Raw genomic sequence first — 24879 nt, forward strand, 5'->3', positions numbered from 1 at the left:
GCGAAACACGTTCCATGCGATCGGCCGATCGCACGTGCGTGTCGGCCCCACAAGCGGCGCTCGGGACCTCGGTCCCGGCGCCGCTCGCTGATTCGTGCGGGGACGGGCCCGCTGGCGCCGTTTCGCGGCCGGGGCCGTCGCTCGCCGGGGCCGGCGTCGCCCGGCCCTGCGGCCTCGTCGCCGCTCGCCCCGCCATCGGCTTCGGCTGTGCTCGCGGCGAGAAAGCGCTATGAATTGTCCCGTGACCCGCTTGCGCGTCGCGAGCCTCGCCCTCGTCGGTCTGCTGGGACCGGCCGGCTGTTGGATGTCGGTGCCGGTGCTGGAGGCCTCGGCGAGCCCGGGCATGGTGCCCGCCGTGATCGCGCCGGAGTCGGACGCGGCGGTGGCGGCGGCCGAGGTCGACGAGGCGGTCGACGACGTCGACGGCGGCGACCCGTCGGCGCTGCCGGAGCCGTCGAGCCAGCTCGAGGTCGAGGCCGAGCTGGTCGAGGCTCGCAGCACCCCGCACTGCGGCCATGACAAGTTCGTGGTGGTGATGCGCTACGCCGTGAAGCGCGTGCTGGCCGGCAGCTACGGCGAGCGCGACCTCTACGTCGCCCTGCAGTGCCCCGAGCTCGGCCTGTCGCCGTGCCGCGACGGCAAGGGCGCCCGCGTGCGCTCGTTCCGGGCCGGCGACGTGCACCGGCTGCAGCTGGTCCAGGGGACCGGCAGCGGGAAGCTCGTCGACAAGTTCAACGACGGCCCGGGCGCCGAGCTGCCGCGCTACCGCGCCCGCTGCGGCGCCGCCGGGCCCTGACGGCGCGGGCGGACCGGAGGGCTGCACCCCGGCGGGTGGTCGACGAGGCGCGTCGGCGCGGGTTTTGGCGAGCGCGATGTCGGAGCCTTCATGGCGATGAGGACATGGCGCGGCGAACATGTCTTATCGAACATGGCAGCACGGACATGACCGATACCCGCGAGGGAGGGCATGCCCGATCGGACACGGCCTGCAGCGTCACGGCACGTGGCCGTGGGCCATCGGCTGGGTGGCGGCGACGCCCCAGCCGCCGCGATCGACCGCGATGATGCCGACGTCCCAGCGCGGGTCGAACGCGGCGGCGGCCCGGGCCACGGCCTCGCGGGCGGGGGTGCCGGCGGCCAGCGCCTGGTAGACGGTGCGGGCCATCGCCTGGCGGATGATCTCCTCGCCGTGACCGGTGCAGGCGACCGCGCCCGCGGGGCCGGCGAACAGGCCGGCGCCGTAGATCGGCACGTCGCCGACGCGGCCGTAGAGGGTGACCGAGGTGCCGCCGGTCGAGAGGGCGGCGGCGAAGTGGTGGTCGGCGGTGCGGGCCACCGCGCCGACGGTGTCGCCGCCGTGGCGCCACGCGACCATGTCGGGCGGCATCTCGCCGGGGTAGTTCCAGTAGAGGCGCCAGTCCGGCTCCTGCGTGCCGGGGGCCTCGATGACCTCGCGCAGCCGCTTCATGCGGGCCGCGTACTTGGCCTCGGCCTGGGGCGAGCGCGGGACCTCGTCGGGCAGGCCGAGCTTGTGGGCGAAGCGGGTCGCGCCCTCGCCGACCAGCAGGACGTGCGGCGAGTCGAGCACCAGGCGGGCGGCGCGGATCGGGTTCTTGACCCGCTCGATCGCCGCCACCGCGGCGAAGCGGCCGTCGTCGGTCATGAGCGAGGCGTCGAGCTGGATCGTCTTGCCGTCGAGGCGGATGTTGGCGCCGGTGCCGGCGTTGTAGCGCGGGTCGTCCTCGAGCACGACGGCGGCGGCGATCGCCGCGTCGAGGGCGCTGCCGCCGGCGGCCAGGACGTCGCCGCCGGCCGTGGCCGCGCGCTCGGCCCCGTCGGCGTCGCTCAGCGGCGAACCGACGCCGGCGTGGGTGACGACCAGCGGGCCGGCCGGGACGTCGGCGCCGGCGCGGATCGGCAGGTCGCGGACCGCGGGGCTGTCCGGAGGGGCAGGCGGGGTGGCCGGAGGGACAGGTGAGGTGTCCTTCGGGGCAGGTTGCGGGCGGCTGTCCGCGGGGACAGGCGAGGTGTCCCTCGGGGCAGGCGGCGGGCCGCAGGCGAGCGCGGCGGCGAGGACGACGAGCGGGCGGAGCTGCACGCGCACAGCATGCCGCAGGCGGCCGTCAATTGCCGCGCGAGCAGGCGCCGACGCAGCGGCGGGCGGCCGGATCGCAGGCGCCGAGGAAGCACGGGCCGGCGTCGCCGCGGCCGCCGCCGCGATCGGGACGGCAGGGCTCGCCGAGCGCGGCGTCGGGCTGACAGGTGCGGGTCGCGGGCTCGCAATGGTGATAGGGGCCGCAGTCGTTGCGTTCGCGGCAGGTCGCGCCGGTGTCGCCGCGCGGGCGACAGCGGCCGTCGTCGCCGCAGCGCATGTCGATCGGGCAGCGGGTCTCGGCGGCGGCCGGATCGCAGGGGGCGTCGGCGTCGGCGACGGGCCGGCAGACGCCCGGGGCTTCGAGGCGCCGCTCGCCCGCGCCGTTCACCGCGGCGGACAGGCGCAGGCCGTCGCAGCGCAGGCCGTCGGCGCAGGCGTCCTGCCACGAGCAGGCGGCGCCGGCGGGCGAACGGGCGCGACACCGGGGCTCGGCGGCGCTGAAGTCACAGAATTGAGCGGGGGCGCAGTCGTGTCCGAGCGAGACGCGGTGACACGGCCGGCCGGCGTCAGGCCGCGCCTCGCACACGCCGAGCTGCTTGCGCCGGTAGGCGTGCGGCTCGTGCACCGGGGCGACGTAGCCCTGGCACACGAGGCCCGGTCGGCAGGCGTGCCAGTGGCCGTCGCAAGGGGCGCCGAGGTCTCCGCGCGGGCGGCAGACGTCGCGGTCGCAGTAGAGGCCGTCGCTGCACAGGGTGTCGGCGCCGCAGGGGCCGCCCGCCGCGGGCGTGTGGGCGCGGCACTGTCCGGGACAGCCGAGCTCGCCGGTGCAGCGGCCGTCGATGCACTCCTCCCAGCGCTCGCACGCGCCGCCCGGCGCCACCGCCGGGAGCAGGCCGGCCGGGACGGCGCCGCCGAGGCAGCCGGCCGGCAGGACCTCGTGATCGACGGCGCAGGCGGCCTCGGCGAGGAGGCGCAGACAGGCGGCGGCGCGGGCCGGATCGAAGCGGTAGCGGCCCGCCTGCAGGCCGCGCTCGACGCCGAGGAGGACGCGGGCGCGCGGCTGCTCGCGCAGGCATCGCTCGCGCTCGGAGGCGCCGATCTCTCCGCAGCGGACGGCGCGATCGCAGCGCAGCGGCGCGAGGAGGGCGAAGTACTCGGCAGGGTCGCGCGGCGGTGCCGACAATGATGGGAGGCGCGAGGGCGGTGTCGACAATGGTGAATCGCGAGAAAGGGGGGAGTCGGCGGCGGGAAGGGACGGGGCGGGCGAGGCGGGGAGCGAGGTTGCGGCGGTAGGGTCGTGCGGGCTCGCGGGCGAGGAGGACGGCGCGTCGGAGGGCGCGGGCGAGGCGGGGAGCGAGGTTGCGGCGGTAGGGTCGTGCGGGCTCGCGGGCGAGGAGGCGGGGGCGGCCGCCGGATCGGCGGGGGCCGTGGCGGTGGTGGGTGGATCTCGGGCCGGCTCGCGGGCGGCGAGCGGGGTCCGCTCGCCGACGTCGCCCGGCGTGCAGGCGACGACGCAGGTCAGCGCGAGCAGGGCCGGGCGCACGGGCCCACGGTAGCACGGCCGCGGCGGCGCGGGATAGTGTCTCTTCGGACATGTCTGAAAGGACCTGCGGGCTTTCGCGGCGACGGCCGCTCGTCCGCCGCGGACGCGCGCGCGTGGGCTTGACGCTGGCGCGCGGCCGGCGATAGCGTGCCGCAATGCGATCTCCCTCGCCCGTGTGGCTCGTCGCCCTCGCGCTGGCCTGCAACGACGAGTCCGGCGCGGAAGCGACCGGCGCGGCGGGGACGTACCCGACGACGCTGCCCAACCTGACGCTGCCGGGCGACCCGGGCGCGACGACCACCGGCGACGGCGGCGAGTCGCAGGGGACAGGCGCGACGACGGGCGCGGCGACGACGTCGGAGGGCGCGGTGACGACGGGCGGCGGGGGCCCGAAATTCGACCTCGGCGAGGACCCCGGACCGGGCACGACGGGCGGGCCCGACGACGCGCTGTGCCCGTGCGCGCCCAAGCTCGACCTCATCTACGTGCTGTCCGACGACCGCGAGCTGTGGACCTACGATCCGCTCGGCAACAGCTTCGCGCTGGTCGGCCCGCTCGGCTGCCCGACCACCGACGGGACGTTCTCGATGGGCGTCGGCCGCGACGGGTTCGCGTGGATCCAGACGACCATCCCGCAAGGTTTGAGCAACTACGTCGGCGACCTGTTCCGCCTCGACGTGAGCAATCCGCAGAATTGCGTCGACCCCGGCTACACACCCGGCGCCAACGGATGGATGCACTTCGGGATGGCGTTCGTGTCGGCGAGCGCGAGCGACCCGTGCGACGAGCTGTACGGGCAGCACTGGGACGGCCAGGCGGGCCTGTGGTCGGAGGGCGCCGGGGTCGGCAAGCTCGGGGTGTTCGACCCGGTGGCGATGCAGATGAACACGCTCGGGACGACGAACTACAACGGGGCGGAGCTGACGGGGACCGGCGACGGCCGCCTCTACGCGTTCGGCGGGGTGCCGAACGCGAAGCTGATCCAGTTCGACAAGCAGACGGCGCAGGCGATCGAGACGCTGCCGTTCAACAACCTGCCGCTGACGAACGCGTTCGCGTTCGCGTTCTGGGGCGGCGACTTCTACTTCTTCACCCTCGCCGACCCGAACGGCCAGACGGGCAACAGCAAGGTGACGAAGCTCGACTACGACGACAGCGACAACAGCGGCAAGGCGCTGACGACGGTCCACGCGAACGCGCCGATCCGCATCGTCGGGGCGGGGGTGTCGACCTGCGCGCCGATCGAGCCGCCGGGGTGAGGCGGGCTCGCCCGTTCGTGCGAGCGCTGCGAATCGCGTGAGAAAGGACAGCCGTGCCCCTCTACGAAACGATCGAGCTTCACTTTCGCCCGATCGCCGGCGCGAAGGTGCAACACCTGGCGATCCCGGTCGCCCCCATCAACGTGTTCGTCGGCCCCAACTCGTCCGGCAAGAGCACGGCGCTCCACGAGCTCGCCGGACAACGCAGGCAGCGCCTCATCGTGTGCGAGCGAACGTTGCGCGCCGATCGGGCCCAGCTCCTCGAATGGGCCCTCGCAGTGCACGGGGAGCCTCTCCTGGACCGCCTCACCGATTTGATGAAACTCGCCGGCCCTTCCGCCTATGCCATGAACAGGCGCGAAGCGGACCTGCGGAGTGACAAGTTCGCTCATTCGCTGTTCTCCGGGTTCGAGTCCGCCCAGCGCCTCGTGCTGTCGGTCACCCGGAGCATCGACGAAATCGCGGGTGGCGAGCGAAGAGCGCTCAAGGAGCATCCCGTGAGCCGCCTCGACGGTCTTTTCCGGGATGCGGAGGCCACGGCCCGGTTCCATGCCCTGCTCTCCGAGATGTTCGGCCTGTTCCCGGTCATCGATGCGCTAGCCGGGCCGCTCAAGCTACGGTTGTCACGAACACCTCCGCCCGAAGACGTCGGCCGGTTGATTCGACGCGAGAGCGAGGACTTCATGGACGCGACGTTGTCGCCCCGCGATCTCTCCGACGGTACCAGGAGCTACGTGGGGCTCTGGGGGCATTTGTTCTCGGGGAAAGAGCGGCTGATCTTCCTCGACGAGGCCGGCGCGTTTCTTCATCCTCCGCTCGCCCGCAAGCTGGGCAAGCAGCTCACACACCTGGCGATCGAGCGCGACGGGCACGTGTTCGCCGCCACCCACAGCCCCGACTTCGTGTTCGGATGCGTCCAGGCGGGCTGCCAGTCGAACGTCATCCGGCTCACCTACCGCGACGGGGCATCGACGGCGCGCCTGTTGTCGACGGGCGACCTGCTGCCGCTCATGCGCGACCCGCTGCTGCGCTCGGCGAACATCCTCTCCGGCCTGTTCTACGACGGCGCGGTCGTCTGCGAAGCGGACGCCGACCGCGCGTTCTATCAGGAGATCAACGAGCGGCTCCTCGATCAGCGGGAGGGCCTCGAGAGCTGCCACTTCGTAAACGCGCAGAACTGGCAGACGATCCCGAGGATCGCCGGTGCGCTTCGTCGGCTGGGGATCCCGGCCGTGATGCTGGTCGATCTCGACGCGGTGATCCACGACGACGCGAAGACGCTGCTCGCGGCGGCGGGGGTGCCCGAGACGATCGCGCGCGGCATGGGCCAGATGCGCGGCGATCTGGCGCGGGGCGTGGAAGATCGCAAGCGGCTGAAGTCGCTCGGATTGCACGCGGTCCCGGCCGAGCTCCGCGAGGGGTGGGAGAAATACCTGCGAGACCTCGAGGAGTACGGGATCTTCGCGGTGCCCGTGGGCGAGCTCGAAGGATGGTTCCCCGAGCTGGAGATCCCGCGCGACGACAAGAGAGAGTGGATCGTCCGGATGTTCGCGCGCATGGGCTCCGATCCCGGTGATTCGAGCTATGTCCGACCGTCGAGCGATGGGCCGTGGACATTCATGCGGACGATCGCGCGATGGATCCTCGATCCCAGGCGGCGAGGCATGCCGCCGCTCCTCGGCACCGAGCGCGAAGACTGCCATTAGGCCGGTCGTCGACCGCGGAGCCGGTGCGCAATGCGACCGGCGAGGCGGTCATCGACGTCATGGTTCAGGGCGCCGGAGGTTGTTCCTTCGTCGCGGGCACCACGGCGGTCGCGGCGGTCTTGTCCTGGTAGGCCAGCGAGTGGGCGGCCATCTCGGCCATGCGCAGCGCCATGATGCGCTCGGCCATCACGGCGCCGTCGGCTCCGTGGCGCAGCAGGTGCTCGACCTCGGCCTCGGAGTGGCCGCGGGCGATGATGGTCATGTCGGGCTTGGCCTCGCGCAGGCGGGCGACGACCTCGCCGGCTTCGAGGGCCTGCGGGATGGCGAGCATGGCGAGGCGGACCTGGGCGGGCCGAGTCTCGGCGAGGACGCGGGGGTTGGCCGCGTTGCCGCAGATCGCCGGGATGCCGCGCGCCCGGGCGCGATCGACGAGGTCGGGGTCGGTGTCGACGACCAGCAGCGGCGTGCCGCGCTCGCGCAAGATCTGGGCGATCGCGCGGCCGACCCGCCCGTAGCCGATGAGCAGCACGAACGGGCCCTCGGGGGCCGGCGGGCCGGACGCGACCACGGCCCGCTCCTCGGCCTCGACCCGATCGCGGCGGCGTTGCCAGCGGTCGAGGGCGACGAACAGCAGCGGGTTGCAGAGGATCGTGAGGATGGCGCCGGCGAGGATCAGGTCGCGGGCCTCGGTCGGCATGAGGTCGAGCTCGACGCCGAGGCCGGCGAGGATGAACGAGAACTCGCCGATCTGCGCCAAACTGACGGAGATCGTCAGCGCGGTGGCGAAGGGGCGGCGAAACGCCAGCACCAGCGCCAGCGCGGCGAGCGACTTGCCGATGATGATGATCCCGCAGGTCGCGAGCACGAGCAGCGGCTGGTCGACGAGGATCCGCGGGTCGAACAGCATGCCGACGGAGACGAAGAACAGCACGGCGAAGGCGTCGCGCAGCGGCAGCGAGTCGCTCGCGGCCTTGTGGCTGAACTCGGACTCGGTCAGCAGCATGCCGGCGAAGAAGGCGCCGAGCGCCAGCGAGACGTTGAACAGGAGCGCCGCGCCGAGAGCCACGCCGAGGGCGATCGCCAGCACGCACAGCGTGAACAGCTCGCGTGAGCCGGTGCCTGCGATCTGCTCGAGCATCCAGGGGATCGCCCGCCGGCCGACGACGAGCATGAGGGCGAGGAAGCCGGCGACCTTGACGAGGGTGAGGACCAGCGCGAGCCACGGATCGCCGCCTTCCCCGCCGGCGATCGCGGGCACGAGCACGAGCGCGAGCACCGTCGCGAGGTCCTCGACGATGAGCCAGCCGATGGCGATCTTGCCGCGCGGGCTGTCGAGCAGGCGCCGCTCCTCGAGCGCGCGCAGCAGCACGACGGTGCTGGCGACCGACAGCGCCAGGCCGAACATCAAGCCGGCGCTGGCCGACCAGCCGAGCAGCCAGCCGAGGCCGGCGCCGAGGCCGGTGGCGATCGCGATCTGGACGACGGCGCCGGGGACCGCGATCGACTTGACGTCGAGCAGGTCGCGCAACGAAAAGTGCAGGCCGACGCCGAACATCAGCAGGATGACGCCGATCTCCGACAGCTCGTTGGCCAGCGCGGTGTCGGCGACGATCCCCGGGGTGTGCGGGCCGACGACGATGCCCGCGGCGAGGTAGCCGACGAGCGGCGACAGCCGGGCGCGCGTCGCCAATGCGCCGAGCGCGAACGCGGCGACCAGGCCAGCGGCGATCGTGTCGAGCAGGGGGGTGTGATGGAGCATCGCTGCGGGCATGCGAACCGCGGCGGGCCGCGTCGCCGATCGAGGGGATACGGCAAAAGCCGGGCCACGCTCGCCGCGAAGATGGATTCGGGGCCGCAAGCCAGCGGGCCCCGCCGGTGAAATCGCAGGACCGGCGAGCGAGCCCGACCGCAGGCGCCCGTCGCAGGTCGCGCGCTGCGGACGGGCGAGCGGCGAGATGTCCTTGCGGACATGTCATGTCGGGGGGCCAGGGCAGCGGGGCGAGCGACCGGAGGGCCGTCGCGGGCGCCAGGACGGCGAAATCGCGGGCGCGCCGGCCGACGAGGGGCGAGATGTCCTTGCGGACATGTCACTCGGCCGGCGAGCGCGGCGAAACGGCGAGATGGGCCAGGTCGGGCGGATGGAGGCTCGCGCCGGTGTCATGCGCGCCGCGTCGCGGACGATCGATTCGAGGACGGCGCCCGCGGAGGCCTGCGTCGGAGAATGAGCGCGCGGGCGGGTCCGCCGACGAGCGCCGGGATCGTCCAACGAGGGCAGGGGAAATATCGCCATTGCTTGCGCCGGTGGCATGAGCGCCGCGGACGCGCTGGGCGAGAGGCGGGCTCGTGGTATGGTGCGAGGCGTCCAGGGAGTGCGTCTTGGCGTACCTGTTCCTGTCGGCCGCGATCGTCTTCGAGGTGATCGCCACCTCGTTCCTGCGCTTCACGGCGGGGGAGCGAGCGGCGTGGTGGTCGTACCCGGTCGTGGCCGGCGGATACGTGCTGGCGTTCGTCGCGCTCGCGCTCGCGCTCGGCCGCGGGATCCCGCTGGGGATCGCCTACGCCGTGTGGGCGGGGGTCGGCGTGGTGCTGGTCGCGCTCGTCAGCCGGTTCGTGTTCGCCGAGACGCTGACCGGGGCGCAGCTGGTCGGCATCGGCCTGGTGGTCGCGGGGGTCGTGCTGCTCGAGCTCGGCGGCGGACACGAGGGCTGACCGGCGTCGCTGCGATATGTTCCAAGAGACATGTCATGACCACGCGTCGGCCGCGCGCGGGACAGTCTCCCGGGACATGTCTCAAGGGGCAGAAAAACCCTCGTCGGCCGGCGCGTCCTCGCCGCCCGGGCCGTGGGCGAGGGGCAGGGTGATGGTGAACTCGGCGCCGGCGTGGTCGCTGGCGACCGACATGCGGCCGTCGTGGGCGTCGATGATGCTGCGGGCGATCGAGAGGCCGAGGCCGAGGCCCTTCTTGCCGCCGCGCACGGTCGACCAGAACGGCTCGAAGATGTGCGGGAGGTCGGCGTCGTCGATCCCGGGGCCGTGGTCGCGGACGGAGAAGCGGACCTGGCCGTCGACGATGTCGCCCGCGACGACGACCTCCTGGCCGGAGGCGCTGAACTTGATCGCGTTGTCGAGGAGGTTGCCGAACACCTGGGCGATCCGGGTGCGGTCGCAGAACAGCGGGGCCTGGGCCATCCGCAGGCGAGCGACGAGGCGCACGCCCTTCTTGTCGGCGAGCGGCTTCTGCAGCGCGAGGGCCTCCTCGAGGATCTCGCGGGCGTCGGCGACCTCGCGCTCGAGCACGGTGGTCCGGCCGGCCTGGGCGCCGGCGAGGTCGAGCAGGTTCTCGGTGAGGCGCTCGATGCGGGCGGCGCTGCGCTGGATGACGGCCACGTTCTCCTCGGCGTCGCGCAGCTTCTTGACCAGGACGGTGGCGCCGAGGGTGATGGCGCTGAGCGGGTTGCGGAGGTCGTGCGAGACGACGGTGAGCACGTCCTCGCGGGCCTGGCTGGCGCGCAGGGCCTCGGCGTGCTGGCGGGCGTTGTCGAGGGCGAGGGCGATCCGGTCGGCGAGGCGGCGCGCGAGCTCGAGGTCGTCGTCGTCGAGGCGGCGCGCGGCGAGGATCCGGACGACCCCGAGCGCGCGGTCGCGGGCGATCAGCGGCGCGAGGATGCCGGCGCGCAGGCCGAGGTCGCGGAGCGGCGGGTCGAGGGGGCCGAGGTCGGCGACGAGGCGGGCTCGGCTGTCCTGAAGGACTTCCCAGACGCGATCTTGCAACGGGAAGAGGTCGTGCAGCGGCCGCGCGAGCGCGGCCGGGTCGGCGTGGGCGAGGCCGAGGAGGCGCAGCTCGTCCTCGCCGCCGAGCAGCGAGACGAGGCAGAAGTCGCCCAGGCGCGGGACCAGCAGCTCGGCGCCGAGCTGGGCGACGCGGGCGAGCTCGAGGGACTCGAGCAGCACGCGGCCGGCCTCGTCGAGCAGCTCGGCGGCGACGAGGCGGCGGCGCTCGGCGGTGAGGTCGGCGAGGACGGCGACGACGGCGAGGATCGATCCGCCGGCGTCGCGCACCGGCACCGCGCGCACGCGGACGTAGGTGACCCGACCGCTGTCGCCGACGCGGCGGACCTCCTCGTCGACGACGGCGCCGGCGAGGCAGCGGGCGATGGGGTGGCGCCGGGGGTCGTCGGGGAAGTGAGCGAGGAGGGCGGCCGCGGACCCGGTGGCGGCGACGACGGCGCCGTGCGGCGGGACGGCGACGACGACGTCGAGGCCGCCGAGACCGGCGAGCGCGTCGACGATCCGGCGCGCGGGATCGGGGAGGAGAGCGGCAGGCTCGCGCATTCCAAATCCAACGTAGCACCCGCGGCGGTCGCACTCGGCGCCGGTGTGGATGGGCGCACGTGGGCGCTTCGCCGCCGCTTCCCGCTTTCGCTGCGGAGCCGGCGCCGGTGCGGCGACGTCGTCGCGAGCTCGTGCGTGGAGGTCGAGGGCTGCGCGTGCCGACCGGACGTCGCACGGGTCGGGTGCGTGGCGGTCGAGAGCTGCGCGCGAGGCGACGGCGCGTCGCAGCGGTCGGGTGCGTGGTCGAGGGCTGCCAGGCGACGGGCGTCGCAAGGGTCGAGTGCGCGGAGGTCGAGGTCTGCGTCGCAAGGGCCGAGTGCGCGGAGGTCGACGGCTGCGTCGCAAGGGTCGAGTGCGCGGAGGTCGACGTCTGCGCGCGGCGACCGGGCGTCGCAAGGTCGAGCGCGTGGAGGTCGACGGCTGCGCGGCTCAGCGGCGATCGTCGCAATGCTCGGGCGCGTGGACGTCGACGGCGGCGCGCGGGGCGGCGGGGGTCGGCTCGTCCGGCAGCGGTGGGTCGTTCATGGCGAAGGCCGCGAGCACGTGGGCGGTGGCGCGGGTGTTCTCGAGCAGCGCCTCGCGGCTGTAGTTGTCGCGGTCGTCGCAGGCCGCGTGGTAGCAGGGGTCGTAGGCGATTTCGGCCTCGCCGCCGAACAGCTGGGCCTCGTGGGCGCTCTTGCGGGCCTCGGCGCCGGTGAAGAGGCCGCCGGCGGGGATGTCGTGGCGGATGAAGGCCCAGTAATCGGAGCGGCCGTCGAACGCGGTCTCGCGGGTCGGCACGCCGAGGGCGGCGAAGTAGTCGGTGAAGGCGGCCTCGATCGCGGCCGAGCCGGCGGGGCCGGCCTTCTGCCACGCCGAGCCGTCGCCGTCGTAGACGAAGCGGACCGGGTTGGGCGAGGCGATCATGTCGAGGTTGAGGTAGAGCGCGATCGCGGCGCGCTCGGCCGCCGGCAGCGATTCGACGTGGAAGACCGAGCCGAGCAGGCCGAGCTCCTCGGCGCCCCAGAAGGCGAAGCGGACCTGATGCCGCAGATCACAGCGCGGCAGGGCGCCGGCGACGGCGAGGAGCGCGGCGACGCCGGAGCCGTTGTCGTTGACGCCCGGGCCGGCGGGCACCGAATCGAGGTGGGCGCCGAGCATGACGACGCGGCCGCTGGCGGTCGGGGCGGTGTCGGCGATCACGTTGACGGTCTCGCGCACGACGGCCTCGGCCGCGACGACGAGGCGCAGCCGCAGGTCGCTCTCCTGCGCGAGCGCCTCGCCGAGCGCGTAGGGCAGCGCGACCACCGGGAGGGTGGTGCCGCGGTCGAGGCGCGGGGTGAACAGGGCCAGGCGCTCGGGGGCGTCGCCCTGGTTGAAGTAGACGACCGCGGCGGCGCCGGCCCGGATCGCGTTGTCGATCTTCTGCCGGTGGGTGCAGCCGCCGCGCTGCAAGAGGGCGATGCTGCTGGGGAAGAAGCCGGCGAAGTCCTCGGCCTGGCAGCCGCTGGTCGAGGCATTGCCTGACCCAAGAGACAGGTCGACGGGGATCACGGGCCCGGCCACGTCGCCGCTGGCCGAGAAGGTGGCGACGCGGAATTCGACGCCGGCGACGTACTCGGCGGCCGCGGCGTCGGTCCGGAGCAGGCGCGGCGGGGCGAGGAGGACGAAGTCGTCGTAGGTGAACGGCTCGCGGCGCACGCTCAGGCCGGCGGCGGCGAGCTGCTCGGCGACGTAATCGGCCGAGGCCGAGAAGCCGTCGCTGCCGGCGGCGCGGGTGTCGGCGTGGGCGCGGGCGAGGTCGGCGAGGGCGAGCAGGTGCTGCTCGAGCGCGGCGACGTCGATCGACTCGGCGAGCGGCGCGGGGCAGCCGGCCGGCGCGGGGTCGGGCGGCGCGGGGCAGGCCGGCGCGAGGGCGAGGGCGAGCGCGGAGGCCCCTGCGAGGGGCCAGGTTCGGCAGATCCGGAGCTCGCGGCGCACGCGAGCAACATAGCCGATCGGCGCCCGCGTCGGCGGGCGAGCGGTGGCGCGCGCGGGCTGCCGGCCCGCGCGCGGGGTCGTCACGCGGCCGCAGCGTCGGCGCGGAGGTGGGGAGGGACGTCCTGGTCCCGGCGCTCGCTGTCTTCGTCGTCCTCTTCGCCGAAGTTGATCAGGATGCAATCGTCGAAGGCGAGCGCAGCAGTCGCCAGTGCTATCAATAGGCCGAAGGACAATTTCGTGGACATCCGGGTCGTCTCCCTTGCGGGAAAAACCTAGCGGACGGCGGACGCGCGGCCATGCGCGATCCGGCGTGGCGATGATATTCACCACATCGCCGGCGGCGACGGTCCGGCGCCGGACCTCGGCGCCGGGCGACGCAGCTAGGGGGCGGGGGCGTCGCGACGGACGGCGTAGCCGAGGTCGCGCAGGCAGAAGCGCAGGCCCTCCCGCAGGCTGCGGAGGGTGACGACGCCGGGCAGGCCGAGGCCGAGGCCGACGATGATCTGCGCGACCGACGGCTGGATCCCGGTGATCACGCAGCGGGCCCCGAGCAGCTGGACGGCGCGCATGACCCGGAGCAGGTGATCGGCGGTGGCGGTGTCGACGACGTCGACGCCGGTGAGATCGACGATGGCGAACTTCGCCCCGGTGCGCGACACGGCGGCGAGCAGGGCCGACTTCATGTCGGCCGCGCGCATGCTGTCGACGAGGCCGACCACCGGCATGGTGAGGATGTCGTCCCACACCTGAATGATCGGGGTCGAGACCGCGGCGGTGAGCGCCTCGCGGCGGATCTCGCCGAGCCTGACGGCGGCGGCGTCGGCGGCGTCGGGCGTGGCGAGGGGGCGGGCGACGGCGCAGATCGGTTCGCCCGGGCCCTGCGGGGCCGCCGAGGCCCACTCGAGGGCGATGTAGGAGCCGTCCTTTCTGCGGTAGCGGTTCTCGAAGCGGACGATGTCGCTGCCGTTGGCGAGGCGCGCGATCGCGGCGAGCGTGGCCTCGCGGTCGGCGGGGTCGACGAGCTCGAGGAACGGCGTGCTGCGCAGTTCGTCGAGGGTCCAGCCGAGGACGCGCTCCCACGCCGGGCTGAGCTCGACGAAGTAGCCGTCGCTGTTGGCGGTGCACATCAGTTCGGCGCTGATCTCGAGGAAGCGGCGGTGCAGATCAGGCATGACGGCGGCTCCTTGCAGGTTCGGCGAGGCAGGCCTTGAGGGCTTCGCGGAGGTTGGCGAAGGTGCGGACGCCGGACAGGTCGACGCCGAGGTCGACGAGCGTCTGCGCGACCCCGGGGACGATGCCGGACAGCACGCCGTGGGCCCCGAGCAGCTGGACGGCGCGGATGATGCGGACGAAGTTGTCGGCGGTGCCGGCGTCGATGGCCTCGACGCCGGTGACGTCGAGGATGGCGAAGCGCGACTTGGTGTCGATGATGCTGGCGAGCAGCTTCTCCATCAGCCGGCCGGTCCGCTCGGTGTCGATGGCCCCGACGATCGGGACGGCCAGGACCTCGTCCCACAACTGGACGATCGGGGTCGAGAGGGCGGCGATGGCGACCCGCTGCTCGGCGATGATGTGGAGCTTGTCCTGCAGCTCCTCGACCATGCGGTCGCGCTCCCCGAGCGCACGCTCGCGGGCGGCCGCGCTGGTCTTGAGGTCGGCGAGCAGGCGTTGCAGGTCGGCGTTGGTCGCCAGGCCGGCGTCGGCCAGCGCGTCGAGCTCGTCGGCGACGGTGCGGGACGAGGGCTCGACGACGATCTCGTCGTAGGCGTCGCCGTCGGCGAGGAACCGGGTCTGGCGCGGCCAGCAGGTGCAGCCGAACAACTTCTGACAGAAGCCGGTGAACTTGCCGGCGACCAGGCCGACGCCCCAGTTGAGCGCGGTCGCCCGCTGGATCGCGCCCTCCCAGCCGTTGTGGACGCGGAAGACGCCGCGCCGGGCCTCGCGCTCGATGCTGACCAGCTCCCAGCGCCCCCACCCGGCCGTATATGCGTACTTGGCCAGCTCGGCGAAGCCGGCCTCGAAGCTGGGGTGGGCGGCGATGATGCTCCAATCATCGTCGATGCTGCGCTGGCCCTCGGCCAGCAGCATCAGCGCGAATCGGTGCGGGCCGAGTGTGGTCAAAAATCCGACGAGGAGCCGCGCTAGCGACGAGTCGCGGAAGAAGGCGACGCCCGGGACGCCGCCGATCGTGAAGCTGCCGCGGGCGAGGTCCCAGCGGTATTCGAGGCCGCATACTTCAAGGGATGGTGTCTCGGGGGGACGTTGCGGATGCGTATCCATCACTTAGGTCTCCTCTATCGGGCGATGGGGGGCCCTGAACCTCGAGGTCGATATCGCGGAGGCACGCGGTGACGCCGAGGCGTTCGAGCGCGTCCTCGAGGGTCAGGGCGGTGTGGAGCTGGCGGAAATCGATGCCCATGGTCTGGAGAGTGATGGCGATGGCCCCGCTCATCCCGCAAAGGACCGTGGGCGTGCCCATCAGGTGGGCGGCGGTGGCCAGGCCGGCGATGACGTGACAGAGGTGGCTGTCGATCGTCCACATGCCGGTGACGTCGAGGACGAGGCCGGCGGCCGCGCTGTCGCGGATCCGCCGGAGCACGTCGTCGACGAGCGCCGCGGCGACCTCATCGGTGATGTCGCCCTGCAGCGGGACGACGAGTCGACCCCACAGCTGAATAACCGGTGTTCGGTACTCGAAGTGCGCCCTGTCGTCGTCCATCGTCAGCCCATCGCTATCGTCGTATACGCCGGGCGAGGCGGCGGTGAGCGGCCGCGCCGGCGAATCATCCAAACTTCATCAATTTGACAGACGAGCCCGCCTGGCGCAATCGAAATCATGGCTGTAGACGCATGAACGCGGCGGACCGGCGGCGCAAAAGATACCGTCGGCTGCGAGGCGGGCCACGACGCAATGCGCGGTGCTCGCGGAGGACAGAACAATGGACGAATGGCGTATGCACTGTCAGGACCGCGAGGGCCGTTCGGCGAATGCTGCAATCGCGATCCGCGTTAAGGTTTGGAGGGGGTGGCCGGCCGTCGGTGCAACCCTTGCTTGGGTGTCGACGGGGCTCAGGGGCGGTCTTACGGCTCGCGCGTGGCCCCATGAGACCGTACGCGTCCGAGCGGAGCGCGGCGGGGCGCGATCGCTGCCCGGCCCGGCGAGGGCCCGAGGCGGGCGCTGCGCGCCCCAGGGGCCCGCGGGCCGCGAGCGCGGCGAGAGGCCGAGCCCCGGTCGGTCCGGGCGAGCCGCGCCGCCGGTCGCAGCGGAGGCGGTCAGGCGGTCAGGCGTCGGCGCTCACGGGCCGGACCACACGTAGCCGGCGACGGCCTCGTATTGATAGCCGTACATCGCCACCGCGTTGTCGCGCTCGGCCTCGCTGGTGGTGTAGAAGTGGTTGCCGTCGCTGTAGAGGCGGAACAGCGGGGTCGGGCCGCACTGCGGGTCGGTGGCGATGTGGCCCAGCGGGCCCTCGAGGGTGGCCGCGTTCTCGCAGGTGCCGCTGGTGGTGTAGAAGCGGCGGCCGTTGGGCTTGAGGCAGCGGTAGAACGGCACCAGGCCGGTGCCGGGGGCCGAGTACAGATAATAAAAGTTGAGCGCCTCGGGGGTGAAATCGCCGGACATCGCCTCGGCGGCGTCGGTGGTGTAGAGGTGGCCGAGGGTCGGGCTCGAGCTGCGGTGGACGCCGACGCGGCAGCCGGGCAGGCCGCCCTCGTCGCACTGGCCGTCGCAGTCGTCGTCGAACACGTTGCAGGCCTCGGGCTTGTCGGGCTTGCAGACGAGGCCGCACATCTGCCCGGGGGCGAGCTGCTGCTCGCAGCCGTTGTCGGCGTCCTCGTCGCAGTCGAACCAGCCGTCGTCGCACTCGCCGAGGGCGCACTGGCCGGCGCTGCAGGCCGCGGTGGCCCGGGGGATCACGCAGCTGATGCCGCACTTGCCGCAATTGGCCGGGTCGGTCATGAGGTCGACGCATTGCACCCCGCAGGTGGTCAGCGGGTCGCACACGAGCGGCGGGTCGTCGGCGCCGTCGGTCGTGCTGCTGCTGCTGGCGTCGTCGGTGGACGTCGGCGGGGCGTCGGTGGTGCTGTCGGGCTCGGTCGCGGCGGTGCCGGTCGCGTCGGTCCCGGTCGACGCGGGCGCGGTCGGGCCGGGGGCCGCGGCGCCGGAGACGTCGTCGCGGCCCTCGCCGCCGGCGCAGGCGGGCAGGGCCGCGAGGGCGGCGGCGAGCCATGTCCCAAGGGACATGATGCGCGCGCCAGGTTGCAAGGGGCAGGTCCTTCCGGGCATGGCGCTCAGGCCAGGATGCCGGTGAGGTGCTCGGTCGTCTCGCCGCCGTTGAAGCCGTAGCTCGGGGTGTCGATGCCGAGCGCGCGCAGGATGGTGACGTGGACCTTGCACAGGTTGCCGCCCTGCTCGCGGTAGTGGTAGCCGCGGACCAGCTTGCCGTTCGCGCCGCCGGCCAGGACCACCGGCATCTCGGCGACGCTGTGCTTGTAGCCCTCGCCGTACTCGGACACGCCGTAGACGCAGGCGCGGTCGAGGACGCTGACGCCCATCGGGTCGACGGCGAGCGCGAGGTGGTCGAGCAGGCGGGCGAACGCCAGCATCTGGTACTCGGTGATGCTGCGGACGTACTCCCACTGGCCGTCGTGGCAGACCTGGTGCATCCCGTTCGGCACGCCCAGGTTGTTGAACACGTGGGTGGTCGCCGGCGAGCTCAGCATGAACGAGAACACGCGGGTGAGGCCGCAATTGAGCGCGGCGGCGAGGAGCCCGGCCATGATGTCGGTGCGGGCGATGACGTCGGCCGAGTCGCCGGGGGCGGCGGGGATGACGTCGCATGTCCCGGAGGACAGGTCGAGGCGGCGCTGGACCTCGCGCAGGTGGTCGAGGTGGGCCTCGAGCCGCTGCTTGTCGGTGCCGCCGAGGCGGCCGCGCAGGCCCTCGGCGTCGGCCATGACGGCGTCGATCAGGGTGACCCGGCGGGTCAGCGCCATCAGGTCGGCCGGCACGTCGAACAGCATCGAGTAGAGCTGCGCGGGGTTGTGGATCGCCGCCACCGGCGAGTCGGGGCCGGTGAACGAGATCGCGTTCCAGTGGCCGTAGTCGTGGAAGCGGGCCTCGCTGACGCCGAGGCACAGCGAGCGGAACCGCGACGGCGAGTTGCCGTAGAACTGCTCGTGGCCGGCGATGTACTGGTCGAGCGTCGGCCGCAGGCAGGTCAGCGTGTGCGACGGGTGGTCGAAGCCCTCGGGGCGGATCCGGTCGCCCGTCATCGCCACCATGAAGCCGCGCATGTGGCCGTCGCTCTGGCCGTTGTCGGGCTGCGGGACCTCGGTCTTGGGCTCGAGGCCGGTGGCGACGCTGACCTTGTGGGCGGCCAGCGGCGTCAGCAGCGGCGAGGGCGTGAAGTCGGCGCCGATCGTCGGCGGGGTCCAGACGTCGCCGCCGGGGCTGTTGGCGCCCTGATCGGGGCCGTGGCCGGCGTGCCACGGGACGCCGTTGGCCCAGTAGAAGAGGCCGAAGATCGGGTCGCCGGTCGGCTCGGCGGCGCGGGCCCCCTCGCCGAGCATCGCCTCGAGCGGCGGCAGGGCCAGGGCCACGGCGGCGCCGCCGATGGCCCCGCGCAGGACGGTGCGGCGCGAGAGGGGCGGTTTGCGGACAAGGAAGCTCATACGTCGGTCTCCTCGGCGACGGTGCGGAACGCCTCGCTGACGACGAGGTCGAGCAGCAGCTGCTTGAAGCGATGGTCGGCCTTGATGAAGCGCTGCTCGAGCGCCTCGAGGGCGGGGTTCTCGGACAGCTCCGGCAGGCGGCCGGTGGCGTGGCGGTAGAGCTGGTTGACGATGCAGCGACCGACGCGCGGGTCGGTCTTGAGCGCCTCCGCGAGGTCGCGCGCGCCGTCCAGCGGGGTGCCGTCGAGGTTGCCGCTGGCGTCGACGGGGTAGCCGTTGTCGAGCGTGCGGTAGGCGCCGATCGAGTCGAAGTGCTCGAACAGGAACCCGGGCGGGTCGATGATCGAGTGGCAGCCGGCGCAGACCGGGTCCTTCTGGTGCTGCTCGAGCTTCTCGCGCACGGTCTGGGCGTCCATGTTCTCGTCGTCGCCGAGGTCGGTGTCGACGTCGCCGGGCGGCGGCGGGATGACCTGGCAGAGCACGCGCTCGCGCAGGTACTTGCCGCGGTTGGTCGGCGAGGTGATGGTCTCGTGCGCGTTCATGGTGAGGAAGGCGCCGAGGGTGAGGATGCCGGCGCGCGGGCCGTCCTCGGGCAGCTCGACCGGGACGAAGGTGATCGGCGAGGCGCCCTCGGCGGCGACGCCGTAGAGCGCGGCCAGCTCGGCGTTGACGAAGGTGCGGCGGGTGCTGAAGAGCTGGCGGATGTCGCCGTCGTTGCGGTGGATCAGGTCGTCGACGAGGAGCTGCACCTCGGTGCGCATCGACGCGGTCATGGTCGGGCTGAACATCGGCCAGCGCGCGGGGTCGCGGCTGACGTGGTCGAGCCGCGCGAGGTCGAGGTACTGGGCGAAGAACTCCTGCAGGGCGACGCGGGCCCGCGGGTCGTCGAGCAGGCGCTGGGCCTCGGCGACGAGGCCGGCGTCGGTGTAGAGGTCGCCGCGGCCGGCGGCGTCGAGCAGCAGGTCGTCGGGCGGGCCGTTCCACAGCAGGAAGGACAGGCGCGTCGCCATCTCCCAGCCGGTGAAGCGCAGCCGCGTGGGATCGCCGGGGTCGGGCTCGCCGAGCTCGACGCGGTAGAGGAAGTGCGGCGACTGCAGGATGCCGGCGACCGCGAACTGCAGGCCGCGCCAGACGTCGCCCTCGGACAACTGATCGGCGACGTCGGTCCAGCGCGCCTGCTCGTCAGGGGTGAGCGGCCGGCGATAGGCGCGGCGGCCGAAGGTGCCGATGAAGTTCTGCACGCAGCCGTCGCCGGGCGCGAGCGGGACGCAGCCGACCAGCGCCTCGCGCCGGGCCTGATCGGCGAACACCGCCCGCGACAGCGCGTCGGCGGCCTCCTCGTACTGCTGCACGCCGAGCTCGGAGATGAAGGTGCTGGTGGCGCCGATGTTGTAGAAGAGGTACGGGTTGGTGTCGGGCTCGAGCGGCATGCCGGGCAAACCGGGGCCGAGCAGGTGCTCGATGGCGTTGCGGTACTGGGTGGCGGTGAGGCGCGGCAGCACCGGCTCGGCCGGCTCGAAGGCCTCGGGCGCGTCGCCGCTGTCGCCGTCGGTCTCGCCGCCGGTGCCGGTCGGCTCGCCGGTGCCGGTCGGCGGCGCGTCGGTGCCGGCCGAATCGCCGCTGCTGCTCGCGGCCTGGTCGCTGTCCCGGGCGCTGTTGTCGTCGTAGCAGGCGCTGCCGAGCAACATCAGCGCACCGGCGATTCCGAGCCGAGGGAGCCTCACCATACAGCCCGCCGTTCTAACACGGATTGCGACGGGCCCACGGGCCCGCGCGTGCGGACGCTGCTGTCCATGAGGACAGGTCAGGCCCGGGGGCGGCGGGGACCGGGTCGCCCGGTGGGGTGGCCGCGGGGGACGAGCCCCATCAGGGCGGTCCCGAGCGCGAGCAGGATCGCGGCGACGGCGGGGCGGATCCCGGTCACGCGCGCGCCCGAGGGCCCGGGGCGGCGCGGACCAGCGCGCAAGCGCGCCTGCGCGTCGCGGCCGGCGTCAGCTCGCGTAGCTGAGGAACTTCGGGTCGACCGCCGGGCCCTTCTGCAGGATCTCGCTGGCGCGGTCGACCGCCTCGCGCGAGCCGGCGAGGGTGACGACCTCGCCGAGCGCGAGCTTGTGGCGGGTGATCGGCTGCGGGATCTCGGTGCCGTCGGCGCGGTGGATCGTGAGGATGGCGACGCCGGTGCGCAGGCGCAGGTTGAGCTGGGCGACGCTGCGACCGAGGCCGGCGCTGCCCTCGGCGATCTGCACGGCGGTCATGCCGGGGAGGCCGGGCAGAATCTCCTCGACCGTGGGCTCGGGCTCGACCATGGGCGTGCCGTGGTGCGACTCGGCGGCCTTGCGGCTCTGCCTCCCGAGCATCTCGACCACCAGCTCGGCGCCGGCGCGCACGTGGCCCTGGAGGTTCTTGATGCTGCGCCAGACGTTGACCGCGAGGGCGATGATGATGAGGGCGAACACCGCGAAGGTGGAGCCCGGCGGGACGAACGGCTGGGTGATGGCGACCAGCGGCAGGCCGACGGCGAGGCCGAGCGCGAGCTGGAAGACGACGATGATGAGGTTGCGCGGGGCGGCGCCGAGGTCGGGCCGGGGCGTGCCGTCGCCCGGGCGCTCGGGCAGGACGATGCGCGCGAGGATGTTGGCCAGGTTGACGCTCTGGCGGATGACGCCGACGAAGAAGATCGCGGCGACGAGCAGGGTGGCGCCGGTGAAGGCGGGCTCGACCAGCCAGGTCGGCAGGGTGAAGCGGTCGTGCAGCGCCTCGACCACGCGCCGGTGGACCAGCCGCGCGCCGGCGAGGCTGGCGATCAGCAGCGCCGCGTCGACGGCGAGCAGGATGATGGTGCGACGGATCCGCTGCCAGGTGGAGACCGGGCCGCGGGCGGTCTTGAGCTGCTCGATCCACGCCTCGTAGAAGGTGACGAAGGTCTGCAGGCGGGCCGGCAGGCGGCGGTCGACGGCGTCGGCGACCCGCTCGGAGTTGCGGACCATCCACGGGGTGGTGAGCGAGGTGAGCAGCGAGACGGCGACGGCGACCGGATAGATGAAGCTGCCGGTGGCGCCGCGGTCGATGCCGAGGCCGGCGATGATGAACGAGAACTCGCCGATCTGCGCCAGGCTCATGCCGGCGCGCACCGAGCGCTTGACGCCGTTGCCGGTGAGGAAGGCGCCGAGGCTGACGCCGACGGTCTTGCCGACCATGACGAGGACGGTCAGCACGAGCACCGGCAGCCAGTGGGTGACGACGTCCATCGGGTTGATCGAGAGGCCGACGGCGATAAAGAAGATGGCGGCGAAGATGTCGCGCAGCGGCTGCACGAGGTGCTCGACCTTGCCGCCCTCGCCCGACTCCGACACCAGCATGCCGGCGAGGAAGGCCCCGAGCGCGACCGAGTAGCCGGCCTCGGCCGCCAGGGTGGCCATGGTGAAGCAGACGGCGATGCCGGCGATCAGGGTGGTCTCGCTGCGGCTGAGGCGGACGACGCCGCGGATGAAGCGCGGGACGACGAGCAGGCCGATGGCCAGCAGCGCGAGCAAAAAGCCGAGCAGCTTGCCGATCTCGAGCGCGAACTCGCCGGTGGTCAGGCCCTCGCCCGACGACACGGCGGTGAGCACGGCGAGCAGGAGGATGGCGATGATGTCCTCGAACACGAGGACGCCGAACACGACCTCGGCGAAGCCGCCCTTGAGCTTCTGCTCCTCGAAGGCCTTGGCGACCAGCATGGTCGAGGAGATGCCGACGCAGGCGCCGACGAACAGCGACTCGATCGAGGTGAAGCCGAGCACGCGCGCGGCGACGAAGCCGAGCGTGAGCATGAGGCCGACCTCGACGACCGCGGTGAAGCCGGCGACGGGGCCGATCCGGGCGATCTTGCGCAGGCTGAACTCGAGGCCGATGGTGAACATCAGCAGGATGACGCCGAGCTCGCTCAGGCTGTGGGTCAGCTCGGTGCTCTCTTCGCCGCCGAGCACGATCCCCGGCACGTGCGGGCCGAGCAGGATGCCGGCGAGCAAGTAGCCGAGCACCGGCGGCTGTTTGAGGCGCTGCGAGATCAGGCTCGTGACGGCGGCGGTGCTGAGGACGATGCTCAGGTCGCGGATGTGGTCGGCGAAGCCGGCTGCGCTCATGCGACCGCAAGAATAACCCAGGACGCCGCGGACCCGCGGCGGTCCCGCGCCCGCGTCCGGCGCCGCAGGGGAGGTGCGAGCGGTCGTGGTATGGTCGCAGGCCGGTCGCCCCCATGTCGTCGACGCTGGTCCCGCGCCCGACCCGCCGCCTGCAAGCCGCTCGACTCGTCGGTCTCGCGGTCGTCGGCGTGCTCGGCATGATCGTGACCGACGCGCCGCTCGGCCACTTCGGTGCGTCGAGCCAGGTGACGCTGCTCGGGGCGATCTACGCCGCCGCCCTGGTCGCGCTGTCAGGTTTGTTCTCCCTTGCAGCGCTGCAAGGTCGGCGGTGGGCGACCTGGGGTCCGCTCATCCTGCTGTCGCTCAACATCGGCGCGTTCCTGCCGGCGCTGATCCACGACTTCCCGGTCGCCGGGGCGGTGATGCTGTGGAGCGGCGTCCACGTCGCCAACGAGTTCTTCGTCGCCGACGCCCGCGGCCAGCGGGCCCGCCGACAAGAGCAGAAGGTGACGCCGGACTTCGTGTGGATCCAGCGCTACGGGCCGGCGGCGCGCCACATCCTGGCGGTGTCGCTGATCGCCAACCTGTCGATCGTCGGCTTCGAGATCGCGGCCTCGCGCGTGGCCGACTTGACGTGCCTGCTGCTCGGGCTCGGGGTGGTGATGCTCACCGGGCCGTTCATGCTGGCGGTGGTGCGGCAGACGCCGCGCCACCTGATCTGGCTGGCGCTGGTGCTGCTCGGGGTGCCCTGGGGGACGTCGGCGCTGAACGCCGGGCTGGTGGCGCTGGCGCTGTACCAGGTCGTGGCGTTCGCGTTCGTGCTGGCGCGCGGGCCGCTGTTCGACGACCTCGTGCAGAGCTTCCTGCACCGCCCGGCGCTGCTGCTGCTGTCGACGTTCGCGACGATGGCGGTGACCGGGGCGCTGGTGCTGAGCTTCCCGGCGTCGGCCCGCGGCGAGCCGCTGTCGTTCCTCGACGCGCTGTTCACCGCGACCAGCGCGGCCTGCATCACCGGGCTGGCGGTGCTCGACACGGCGAGCACGTTCTCGCCGTTCGGCCAGGGCGTGATCCTGATCCTGATCCAGCTCGGCGGGCTCGGGATCATGGTGCTGTCGACGTTCGCGACCATCCTCCTCGGCGGCCGCCTGGCGCTGCGCAGCGAGCAGGCGCTCGAGGAGATCCTCGACATCCAGAGCCCGGGCGCGGCGTACGAGCTGGCGAGCTTCATCGTCGTGGCGACGCTGGCGCTCGAGGCGCTCGGGGCCGCGGTCCTGGCGCTGCGGTTCTCCCAGCACGGGATGCCGGTGCTCGACGCGATCTGGCACGGGGTGTTCCACGCCGTCGGGGCGTTCTGCCACGCCGGCTTCGCGCTGTGGCCGGACTCGCTGGTCTCGCAGCAGAGCGACCCGGTGGTGCTGGTCACGATCATGGCGCTGATCGTGGTCGGCAGCGTCGGCTTCTCGGTGCTGGCGGCGCTGTGGCTGCGCGCCCGCGGGGTCAGCCGCCGCTTCTCGCTGCAGACGCGGGTGGTGCTGTGGATGACGCTGGCGCTGATCGTGCTCGGGACGCTGCTGTACGCGCTGCTCGAGTGGGACGCGACGCTGGCCGGGATGTCGACGTTCGACAAGTGGATGAACGCGCTGTTCCAGTCGGTCACGCTGCGCTCCGGCGGGTTCAACACGGTCGACTTCACCGGCGTCGAGCAGGCGACGATCGCGGTGATGATGGTGTGGATGTTCATCGGCGCGGCCCCGGGCGGGACCGGCGGCGGGATCAAGGTGACGACCCTGGCGGTGCTGGCGGCGGCGCTGCCGGCCATGCTCTACAACCAGCCGCGCGCGGTGCTGATGCGCCGCGCGATCCCCAACGAGATCGTGTACCGCGCCGGGACCATCGTCACCGTCGCCGGCCTCATCACGGCGATCGCGGTGGTGATCATGCTGGCGACCCACAACCTGCCGTTCGCCTACGTGGTGTTCGAGGTCGTCAGCGCGGTCGGGACCGTCGGCCTGTCGCTCGGGATCACCGACGACCTGCACGCGATCGGCAAGTGGGTCCTGATCGTGCTGATGTTCATCGGCCGCGTCGGGCCGACGTCGCTGGCGCTGGCCCTCGGGGCCCAGAAGACCGGGCGGGTGACGTTCCCCGAGGGGCGGCTGATGGTCGGTTGAGCATGTCTGAAGAGGCA

At 72.8% G+C, this 24879-nt stretch carries 18 protein-coding genes; 5 read left to right on the forward strand and 13 right to left on the reverse strand.

The annotated features are described in order from the left end of the window. Nucleotides 1–241 precede the first annotated feature (241 nt). Nucleotides 242–796 (forward strand): hypothetical protein, encoded by a 555-nt coding sequence (locus tag NAEX_RS37320; RefSeq protein WP_096332235.1) that lies wholly within the window; start codon nt 242–244, stop codon nt 794–796. Between the two features lie 198 nt (nt 797–994). Here the strand turns inward: NAEX_RS37320 and NAEX_RS37325 are convergent, their stop codons facing one another. Together NAEX_RS37325 and NAEX_RS51330 are read right to left on the reverse strand one after the other, a co-directional pair. After that, the gene (locus tag NAEX_RS37325; RefSeq protein ID WP_170136333.1) at nt 995–2098 is read right to left on the reverse strand and encodes an isoaspartyl peptidase/L-asparaginase; all 1104 of its coding nucleotides are present in this window, start codon (nt 2096–2098) and stop codon (nt 995–997) included. A gap of 25 nt (nt 2099–2123) precedes the next feature. Continuing rightward, a complete protein-coding gene (locus NAEX_RS51330; RefSeq protein WP_170136334.1) occupies nt 2124–3278 on the reverse strand; it encodes a hypothetical protein in 1155 nt (384 codons plus the stop codon). 515 nt (nt 3279–3793) lie between these two features. Here NAEX_RS51330 and NAEX_RS37330 point away from each other — a divergent pair. Together NAEX_RS37330 and NAEX_RS37335 are read left to right on the forward strand one after the other, a co-directional pair. Next, nucleotides 3794–4897, forward strand: a complete 1104-nt coding sequence (locus NAEX_RS37330) for a hypothetical protein (RefSeq protein ID WP_143141134.1) — start codon at nt 3794–3796, stop codon at nt 4895–4897. A 53-nt stretch (nt 4898–4950) separates the two neighbouring features. Further along, nucleotides 4951–6603, forward strand: a complete 1653-nt coding sequence (locus NAEX_RS37335; RefSeq protein ID WP_096332238.1) for an ATP-dependent nuclease — start codon at nt 4951–4953, stop codon at nt 6601–6603. Nucleotides 6604–6667: 64 nt separating this feature from the next. Here NAEX_RS37335 and NAEX_RS37340 read toward each other — a convergent pair whose 3' ends face one another. Beyond that, complete coding sequence (locus tag NAEX_RS37340) at nt 6668–8362, reverse strand: cation:proton antiporter domain-containing protein (protein ID WP_096332239.1); 1695 nt, start codon at nt 8360–8362, stop codon at nt 6668–6670. Between the two features lie 617 nt (nt 8363–8979). Between NAEX_RS37340 and NAEX_RS37345 the strand changes: the two genes are divergently transcribed. Then, nucleotides 8980–9312, forward strand: a complete 333-nt coding sequence (locus NAEX_RS37345) for a DMT family transporter (RefSeq protein ID WP_096332240.1) — start codon at nt 8980–8982, stop codon at nt 9310–9312. 81 nt (nt 9313–9393) lie between these two features. Here NAEX_RS37345 and NAEX_RS37350 read toward each other — a convergent pair whose 3' ends face one another. From NAEX_RS37350 to NAEX_RS37390, 10 genes are all read right to left on the reverse strand, one after another. Further along, nucleotides 9394–10935 carry a sensor histidine kinase gene (locus NAEX_RS37350; RefSeq protein ID WP_096332241.1) on the reverse strand — a complete coding sequence of 514 codons (1542 nt, stop codon included), beginning with the start codon at nt 10933–10935 and terminating at the stop codon, nt 9394–9396. 429 nt (nt 10936–11364) lie between these two features. Further along, nucleotides 11365–12894 (reverse strand): M28 family metallopeptidase, encoded by a 1530-nt coding sequence (locus NAEX_RS37355; RefSeq protein WP_143141135.1) that lies wholly within the window; start codon nt 12892–12894, stop codon nt 11365–11367. Nucleotides 12895–12974: 80 nt separating this feature from the next. After that, nucleotides 12975–13139: a hypothetical protein gene (locus tag NAEX_RS51335; protein ID WP_170136335.1), complete on the reverse strand. Its 165-nt coding sequence runs from the start codon at nt 13137–13139 to the stop codon at nt 12975–12977. A 135-nt stretch (nt 13140–13274) separates the two neighbouring features. Beyond that, a complete protein-coding gene (locus NAEX_RS37360; protein WP_096332243.1) occupies nt 13275–14066 on the reverse strand; it encodes a PAS domain S-box protein in 792 nt (263 codons plus the stop codon). Next, nucleotides 14059–15174 carry an STAS domain-containing protein gene (locus tag NAEX_RS37365; protein WP_096332244.1) on the reverse strand — a complete coding sequence of 372 codons (1116 nt, stop codon included), beginning with the start codon at nt 15172–15174 and terminating at the stop codon, nt 14059–14061. Before NAEX_RS37365 ends, NAEX_RS37360 begins: the two co-directional genes overlap by 8 nt. After that, nucleotides 15131–15613 (reverse strand): STAS domain-containing protein, encoded by a 483-nt coding sequence (locus NAEX_RS37370; protein ID WP_143141136.1) that lies wholly within the window; start codon nt 15611–15613, stop codon nt 15131–15133. The genes NAEX_RS37365 and NAEX_RS37370 overlap by 44 nt, the downstream gene beginning before the upstream one ends. A gap of 576 nt (nt 15614–16189) precedes the next feature. Continuing rightward, nucleotides 16190–17179, reverse strand: a complete 990-nt coding sequence (locus NAEX_RS37375; protein ID WP_143141137.1) for a hypothetical protein — start codon at nt 17177–17179, stop codon at nt 16190–16192. A 5-nt stretch (nt 17180–17184) separates the two neighbouring features. Continuing rightward, on the reverse strand, nt 17185–18567 hold the full coding sequence (locus tag NAEX_RS37380) for a DUF1552 domain-containing protein (protein ID WP_096332247.1): 1383 nt from the start codon (nt 18565–18567) through the stop codon (nt 17185–17187). Further along, nucleotides 18564–20255, reverse strand: coding sequence for a DUF1592 domain-containing protein (locus NAEX_RS37385; RefSeq protein WP_211302540.1), 1692 nt, complete (start codon nt 20253–20255; stop codon nt 18564–18566). Before NAEX_RS37385 ends, NAEX_RS37380 begins: the two co-directional genes overlap by 4 nt. 303 nt (nt 20256–20558) lie before the next feature. Next, complete coding sequence (locus NAEX_RS37390; protein ID WP_096332249.1) at nt 20559–22691, reverse strand: cation:proton antiporter; 2133 nt, start codon at nt 22689–22691, stop codon at nt 20559–20561. A gap of 113 nt (nt 22692–22804) precedes the next feature. Here NAEX_RS37390 and NAEX_RS37395 point away from each other — a divergent pair, with 113 nt between their 5' ends. Then, nucleotides 22805–24862, forward strand: coding sequence for a TrkH family potassium uptake protein (locus NAEX_RS37395; protein ID WP_096332250.1), 2058 nt, complete (start codon nt 22805–22807; stop codon nt 24860–24862). Nucleotides 24863–24879: the final 17 nt, after the last annotated feature.

The sequence above is a fragment of the Nannocystis exedens genome (genome assembly GCF_002343915.1).
GTDB lineage: Bacteria > Myxococcota_A > Polyangia > Nannocystales > Nannocystaceae > Nannocystis > Nannocystis exedens.

What these genes read in the sequence shown, in the direction of transcription:
- NAEX_RS37365 (WP_096332244.1), bottom strand. Translation starts at nt 15,174, where the DNA reads ATGGATACGCATCCGCAACGTCCCCCCGAGACACCATCCCTTGAAGTA.
- NAEX_RS37395 (WP_096332250.1), top strand. Translation starts at nt 22,805, where the DNA reads ATGTCGTCGACGCTGGTCCCGCGCCCGACCCGCCGCCTGCAAGCCGCT.
- NAEX_RS37330 (WP_143141134.1), top strand. Translation starts at nt 3,794, where the DNA reads ATGCGATCTCCCTCGCCCGTGTGGCTCGTCGCCCTCGCGCTGGCCTGC.
- NAEX_RS37390 (WP_096332249.1), bottom strand. Translation starts at nt 22,691, where the DNA reads ATGAGCGCAGCCGGCTTCGCCGACCACATCCGCGACCTGAGCATCGTC.
- NAEX_RS37350 (WP_096332241.1), bottom strand. Translation starts at nt 10,935, where the DNA reads ATGCGCGAGCCTGCCGCTCTCCTCCCCGATCCCGCGCGCCGGATCGTC.
- NAEX_RS37380 (WP_096332247.1), bottom strand. Translation starts at nt 18,567, where the DNA reads ATGAGCTTCCTTGTCCGCAAACCGCCCCTCTCGCGCCGCACCGTCCTG.
- NAEX_RS37385 (WP_211302540.1), bottom strand. Translation starts at nt 20,255, where the DNA reads ATGTTGCTCGGCAGCGCCTGCTACGACGACAACAGCGCCCGGGACAGC.
- NAEX_RS37360 (WP_096332243.1), bottom strand. Translation starts at nt 14,066, where the DNA reads ATGCCTGATCTGCACCGCCGCTTCCTCGAGATCAGCGCCGAACTGATG.
- NAEX_RS51335 (WP_170136335.1), bottom strand. Translation starts at nt 13,139, where the DNA reads ATGTCCACGAAATTGTCCTTCGGCCTATTGATAGCACTGGCGACTGCT.
- NAEX_RS37340 (WP_096332239.1), bottom strand. Translation starts at nt 8,362, where the DNA reads ATGCTCCATCACACCCCCCTGCTCGACACGATCGCCGCTGGCCTGGTC.
- NAEX_RS37370 (WP_143141136.1), bottom strand. Translation starts at nt 15,613, where the DNA reads ATGGACGACGACAGGGCGCACTTCGAGTACCGAACACCGGTTATTCAG.
- NAEX_RS37375 (WP_143141137.1), bottom strand. Translation starts at nt 17,179, where the DNA reads ATGCCCGGAAGGACCTGCCCCTTGCAACCTGGCGCGCGCATCATGTCC.